Here is a 6,325-nt window from a genome sequence, read left to right as displayed (position 1 = left end):
GCCCTCCAGTGTCAATTGGCTGGGCACCGACGACCAGGCGCGGGACGTTCTGGCCCGGGTGATCTTCGGCGCCCGGGTGTCGATCCTGTTTGCCTTGATGCTGACCTTTGTCAGTGCCTTGATCGGCATCGCTGCCGGGGCCCTGCAAGGCTATTACGGTGGTTGGGTGGATTTGCTCGGCCAGCGTCTGCTGGAGGTGTGGTCCGGGTTGCCAGTGCTGTACCTGCTGATCATCCTGTCGGGCTTCGTCGAGCCGAATTTCTGGTGGTTGCTGGGGATCATGGCGCTATTTTCATGGCTGGCCCTGGTGGACGTGGTGCGCGCCGAGTTCCTGCGCGGACGCAACCTGGAATACGTCAAGGCCGCGCGCGCGCTGGGCCTGACCGACCGCAAGGTCATCGTGCGGCACATTCTGCCCAACGCCATGAACGCGACCTTGAGCTACTTGCCGTTCATTCTGACCGGGGCGATTTCCACCCTGACGGCGCTGGACTTCCTCGGCTTCGGCATGCCTGCGGGCAGCGCTTCCCTGGGCGAACTGATCGGCCAGGGCAAGCAGAACCTGCAAGCGCCGTGGCTGGGGCTGACGGCGTTCTTCACCCTGGCGCTGATTCTTTCTTTACTGGTGTTCATTGGCGAAGCGCTGCGCGACGCTTTTGATCCTCGATCTTGATTCGGAATGTAGAGATGACCAACCTGATCGAAATCCGTGACCTCAGCGTGGCCTTCAGCGGCCAGACCGTAGTGCGCAATCTGTGCCTGGACATCCACCCCGGCGAATGCCTGGCGCTGGTGGGCGAATCGGGCTCGGGCAAGTCGGTGACGGCCCACTCGATCCTGCAATTGCTGCCACAAACCGATACCGAGACGACGGGCAGCATCCGCTATCGCGGCCAGGAACTGGTGGGCGCCGATGCCGGCAAGTTGCGACAACTGCGCGGCAATCGCATCGCGATGATCTTCCAGGAGCCGATGACCTCCCTCAACCCGCTGCACAGCATCGAAAAACAGATCGGCGAAACGCTGCTGGTGCACAACGGCCTGGCGGGCAAGGCGGCGCAAGCGCGGATCCTCGAATTGCTGCACCTGGTGGGCATCCAGAAACCCGAGGAACGCCTCAAGGCCTATCCCCATCAATTGTCCGGCGGGCAGCGCCAGCGGGTGATGATCGCCATGGCCCTGGCCTGCGAACCGGAACTGTTGATTGCCGACGAACCGACCACCGCGCTGGATGTGACGGTGCAGCGCAAGATCCTGCTGCTGCTCAAATCCCTGCAACAGCGGCTGGGCATGTCGCTGCTGCTGATCAGCCACGACCTCAATCTGGTGCGCAGCATCGCCCAGCGCGTGTGCGTGATGAAGGCTGGGGAAATCGTCGAGCAGGCGCCTTGCGAAGTCCTGTTCACCGAACCCAGGCACCCTTACAGCTGCGTATTGCTGCACGCCGAACCCGAAGGTGAAGCCTTGCCCCGGGACGAGCGCGAAAACGTACTGGAGGTGGACAACCTGCAGGTACGGTTTCCCGTCGGTGGCGGCCTGTTCCAGCGCAAGACCTGGCTGCGTGCTGTCGATGGCATCAGCCTGAATATTCAGCGCGGCAAGACCCTGGGCATCGTCGGCGAGTCCGGTTCGGGCAAATCCACCCTGGGTCAGGCGATCCTGCGTTTGCTCGATTCCGAAGGCGGTATCCGCTTTCAAGGCCAGGCGCTGGACGGCCTGACGCAAAAACAGCTACGGCCGTGGCGCAAGAAGATGCAGGTGGTGTTCCAGGACCCCTTTGGCAGCCTCAGCCCGCGAATGTCGGTCGCGCAGATCATCAGCGAAGGCCTGGAAGTGCACAGCCAGTTGAGCGCTGAAGAGTGCAACGCCGAAGTGATCCGGGCACTGAGCGAAGTCGGGCTCGACCCGCAAAGTCGCCATCGCTATCCCCACGAGTTCTCCGGCGGCCAGCGTCAACGCATCGCCATCGCCCGGGCGCTGGTGCTGAAGCCGGCGCTGATCCTGCTCGACGAACCGACCTCGGCGCTGGACCGCACGGTGCAGAAACAAGTGGTCGCCCTGCTCCGCCAGCTTCAGGAAAAATACGGTTTGACTTATCTGTTCATCAGCCATGATCTGGCAGTGGTGCGCGCCCTTGCCCACGACATGATCGTGATCAAGGACGGCAAAGTGGTGGAACGCGGTGCCAGTCATGAGGTGTTTGATTCGCCGCAGCATCCGTATACCAAGGAGCTGTTGGCCGCGGCGATGTTGGGGCAGGCATAATCCTGCCGTTGGACCGCGGCGCGGCCTTCGCGAGCAAGCCCGCTCCCACAGGGGATTTGTGAACGACACAGATCAACTGTGGGAGCGGGCTTGCTCGCGAAGAGGCCGTCACAGGCAATACATAATCAGGATCAGTCCCCATGAACACCACCGAAAGCCTCAAGGACTACCAGCGCGTTCGCTTGCTGGCGATCCGTTCATTGTTCGAAATCATCGAGCAATCGAGTGAAGGCACGGTGATTGTCGACCGCGATGCCAACATCGTCTGGATGAATGAACGCTATGCCCGGCGCTTCGGCCTGCAATCGGCCGAAGTGGCAATCGGCAAGCCCTGCGAAAGCGTGATCCCCGGCAGCCTGCTGCGTGAGGTGGTGCGCACCGGCCGGCCGATTTTGCTGGATATGCAAGACACCCCCAAAGAGCCGCTGGTGGTCATGCGCCTGCCGATTCACGACGATGCCGGCGAGGTGATCGGCGCCATCGGGTTCGCCCTGTTCGACGAATTGCGCAGCCTGTCGCCGATGCTCAAGCGCTACATGAGCATGCTGGAGGAACTGGCCTCCACCCGCTCGCTGCTGCGGGCGCGGCAGACCAAATACAACTTCGCCCATTTCATCGGCACCAGCGCCGCCAGCCTGGAAGTCAAACGCCGTGCCCGGCGCAGTGCGAGTACCGAATCGCCGGTGCTGCTGCTCGGCGAAACCGGCACCGGCAAGGAACTGCTGGCCCAGGCGATCCACAATGCCTCGCCCCGCGCGCACAAGGCATTTGTCAGTATCAACAGCGCGGCGATTCCCGAATCGTTACTGGAAGCCGAGTTCTTCGGCACTGCCCCGGGCGCGTTTACCGGCGCCGACCGCAAGGGCCGTGCTGGCAAATTGCAGATCGCCCAGGGCGGCACGCTGTTCCTCGACGAAATCGGCGACATGCCGCTGCCCCTGCAAAGCAAACTGCTGCGAGTGCTGCAGGAAAAGGAATTCGAGCCGGTGGGCTCCAACGAAGTGATCCAGAGCGATGTGCGGGTCATCGCCGCGACCTCCACAGACCTTGAGGCGGCGATCAAGCGCGGCGAATTCCGCGCCGACTTGTACTACCGGCTCAACGTGCTGCCGATCCAGGTTCCGCCCCTGCGCGACCGCCTCGATGACGTGCCGGCGCTCAGTGAAGCCATTCTCGAGGAACTGCGCAGCCAGCATGAACTGCACCACGAAGCCCTGGAACTGTTGGGCCAACACGCCTGGCCGGGGAACATCCGGGAGCTGCGCAATGTGCTGGAGCGGGCCGCGTTGCTCAGTGATGACTTGCGCCTGACGACAGCGGATATCCGCGCGGCGATTGGCACATTCACGCCGGTGGAACGCGTGGCGCCCTTGACCATCGAACCGTTTGCCCATGAGACGTTCAGTGCAGCACGGGAGCGGTTTGACCGGCAATTGATCGAAACCACCCTCGCGCAATGCGGGGGCAAGGTGATTGATGCGGCGGCGCGGCTGGGGCTGGGCCGGTCGACGTTGTACAAGAAGATGGTGGCGCTGGGGATTGCCGAGTCTCCATAAAGAGACATATATCTCCATTGAGAGAAAGTCCATCGCGAGCAAGCTCGCTCCCACAGTAGACCGTGTTCTCCCGACCTACTCCGCCCCCCTGTGGGAGCGAGCTTGCTCGCGATGAGGCCAGCACTATCGCCAAAAATCTCAAATTAGAGACAAAGCACTGGAATTAAACCCATGAAAATCAAATATATCCTTATATTTCAACAAGTTAACAAGATGGCACAAAACTCGCTATACGCCTCTCCTACCAGGCTTCACCCAACAAAAATAACAACCCAGGAGACACACCATGAGTGTGATCATTGCCTTGGCAGCCCTCGCGCTGCTGATGCTGGCTGCCTACCGTGGCTATAGCGTTATCCTTTTTGCCCCGATTGCCGCCCTCGGCGCTGTCCTGCTGACTGACCCGTCTGCCGTCGCCCCCGCCTTCACCGGGGTGTTCATGGAAAAAATGGTCGGCTTCATCAAACTGTATTTCCCGGTGTTCCTGCTCGGCGCGGTGTTCGGCAAGCTGATCGAATTGTCCGGTTTCTCGCGCTCCATCGTCGCGGCGGCGATTCGCCTGCTCGGCACCCGCCAGGCGATGCTGGTGATCGTGCTGGTCTGCGCCCTGCTGACCTACGGCGGCGTATCGTTGTTTGTGGTGGTGTTCGCGGTCTATCCGTTTGCCGCGGAAATGTTCCGCCAGAGCAACATCCCCAAGCGACTGATCCCGGCGACCATCGCCCTGGGCGCATTCTCGTTCACCATGGACGCCCTGCCCGGCACCCCACAAATCCAGAACATCATCCCCAGCACCTTCTTCAACACCACCGCCTGGGCGGCGCCGTGGCTGGGTGTGATCGGCACGATCTTCGTGTTCTGCGCCGGCATGCTGTTTCTCCAGCGTCAGCGCAACAAGGCCCAGCGTGCCGGTGAAGGCTATGGTTCGGACCTGCGCAACGAGCCGGAAACCGCCGCCGACCTCAAGCTGCCCAACCCGTGGCTGGCGCTGTCGCCACTGCTGGCGGTGGGCATCATGAACCTGTTGTTCACCCACTGGATTCCGCAGGTGTACGGCAAGACCCACAGCCTCGCGCTTCCGGGCATGGCCGCGCCGGTGACCACGGAAATCGCCAAGCTCACGGCGATCTGGGCGGTCCAGGCCGCGCTGTTGGTCGGCATCCTCATGGTGCTGGCGTTCGGCTACAAGGCGATCAGCCGCAAGCTGGCCGAAGGCAGTAAAAGTGCGGTCAGCGGTGCGTTGCTGGCGGCGATGAACACCGCCTCGGAATATGGTTTCGGTGCCGTGATCGCATCCTTGCCCGGTTTTCTGGTGTTGGCCGACTGGCTCAAGAGCATTCCCAACCCACTGGTCAACGAAGCGATTACCGTGACCCTGCTGGCCGGCATCACCGGTTCCGCCTCGGGTGGCATGAGCATCGCGCTGGCGGCGATGTCCGAGCAGTTCATCAGCGCCGCCCATGCCGCGAACATTCCCCTGGAAGTGCTGCACCGGGTCGCCGCGATGGCCAGCGGCGGCATGGACACCCTGCCGCACAACGGCGCGGTGATTACCCTGCTGGCGGTCACCGGCCTGACCCACCGCGAGGCTTACAAAGACATTTTCTGTATTACGCTGATCAAGACCCTGGCGGTCTTCGTGGTGATCGGCACCTTCTACGCCACTGGCATTGTGTGAGGTATTCATGACGACTCTTTCGGGCAAGACCGCACTGGTCACCGGTTCCACCAGCGGCATCGGCCTGGGGATCGCCCTCAGCCTGGCCAAGGCCGGGGCCGACCTGATCCTCAACGGCTTCGGCGATGCCTCCCAAGTGATCGCCCAGGTGCAACAGTTCGGCGGCAAGGTCGGCCATCACCCGGCCGATGTCAGCGATCCGGCACAAATTGCCGACATGATCGCCTACGCCGAGCGCGAGTTCGGCGGCGTCGACATTCTGGTCAACAACGCTGGCATTCAACACGTGGCTGCGGTGGATGAGTTCCCGGTGGAGCGCTGGGATTCAATCATTGCCATCAACCTGTCGTCGGTGTTTCACAGCACCCGTTTGAGCCTGCCTGGCATGCGCGCCAAAGGTTGGGGTCGGGTAATCAACATTGCCTCGGTGCATGGCCTGGTCGGTTCTGTGGGCAAGTCAGCCTATGTCGCCGCCAAGCACGGGGTGATCGGCTTGACCAAGGTAGTCGCACTGGAAACCGCGACTACCCAGATCACCTGCAACGCGATCTGCCCAGGCTGGGTATTGACGCCGCTGGTGCAAAAGCAGATTGATGATCGTGCCGCCCGTGGGGTTGACCCGCAGCAGGCGCAGCATGATCTGCTCGCTGAAAAGCAGCCATCGCTGGAATTCGTGACACCGCCGCAACTGGGTGAACTGGTGCTGTTCCTGTGCAGTGAAGCCGGCAGCCAGGTGCGGGGCGCGGCGTGGAATGTTGATGGTGGGTGGTTGGCGCAGTGATCATCTGCTAGACCGCGTTATCGTTCATCGCGGCCAAGCTCGCTC

The 6,325-nt window shown here is 61.9% G+C and carries 5 protein-coding genes; all 5 read left to right on the top strand.

Going from position 1 to position 6,325, the window contains the following annotated elements:
• A partial coding sequence (locus KGB28_RS05170; RefSeq protein ID WP_223443028.1) for an ABC transporter permease occupies window positions 1-673 on the top strand: 673 nt, incomplete at its 5' end.
• Between the two features lie 14 nt (window positions 674-687).
• The gene (locus tag KGB28_RS05165; RefSeq protein WP_223443025.1) at window positions 688-2,265 is read left to right on the top strand and encodes an ABC transporter ATP-binding protein; all 1,578 of its coding nucleotides are present in this window, start codon (window positions 688-690) and stop codon (window positions 2,263-2,265) included.
• A gap of 140 nt (window positions 2,266-2,405) precedes the next feature.
• On the top strand, window positions 2,406-3,821 hold the full coding sequence (locus tag KGB28_RS05160) for a sigma-54 interaction domain-containing protein (protein WP_223443022.1): 1,416 nt from the start codon (window positions 2,406-2,408) through the stop codon (window positions 3,819-3,821).
• 286 nt (window positions 3,822-4,107) lie between these two features.
• A complete protein-coding gene (locus KGB28_RS05155) occupies window positions 4,108-5,499 on the top strand; it encodes a GntP family permease (RefSeq protein ID WP_150723644.1) in 1,392 nt (463 codons plus the stop codon).
• A gap of 7 nt (window positions 5,500-5,506) precedes the next feature.
• A complete protein-coding gene (locus tag KGB28_RS05150) occupies window positions 5,507-6,280 on the top strand; it encodes a 3-hydroxybutyrate dehydrogenase (protein WP_223443019.1) in 774 nt (257 codons plus the stop codon).
• Window positions 6,281-6,325 lie beyond the last annotated feature (45 nt).

This window comes from Pseudomonas sp. BF-R-19 (assembly GCF_019956445.1).
In the GTDB taxonomy this organism is placed as follows: domain Bacteria; phylum Pseudomonadota; class Gammaproteobacteria; order Pseudomonadales; family Pseudomonadaceae; genus Aquipseudomonas; species Aquipseudomonas fluorescens_BH.
This window is presented reverse-complemented; position numbering and strand designations above follow the sequence as displayed.

Coding starts and splice junctions, on each gene's coding strand:
- KGB28_RS05165 (WP_223443025.1), top strand. CDS start 688: ATGACCAACCTGATCGAAATCCGTGACCTCAGCGTGGCCTTCAGCGGC.
- KGB28_RS05160 (WP_223443022.1), top strand. CDS start 2,406: ATGAACACCACCGAAAGCCTCAAGGACTACCAGCGCGTTCGCTTGCTG.
- KGB28_RS05155 (WP_150723644.1), top strand. CDS start 4,108: ATGAGTGTGATCATTGCCTTGGCAGCCCTCGCGCTGCTGATGCTGGCT.
- KGB28_RS05150 (WP_223443019.1), top strand. CDS start 5,507: ATGACGACTCTTTCGGGCAAGACCGCACTGGTCACCGGTTCCACCAGC.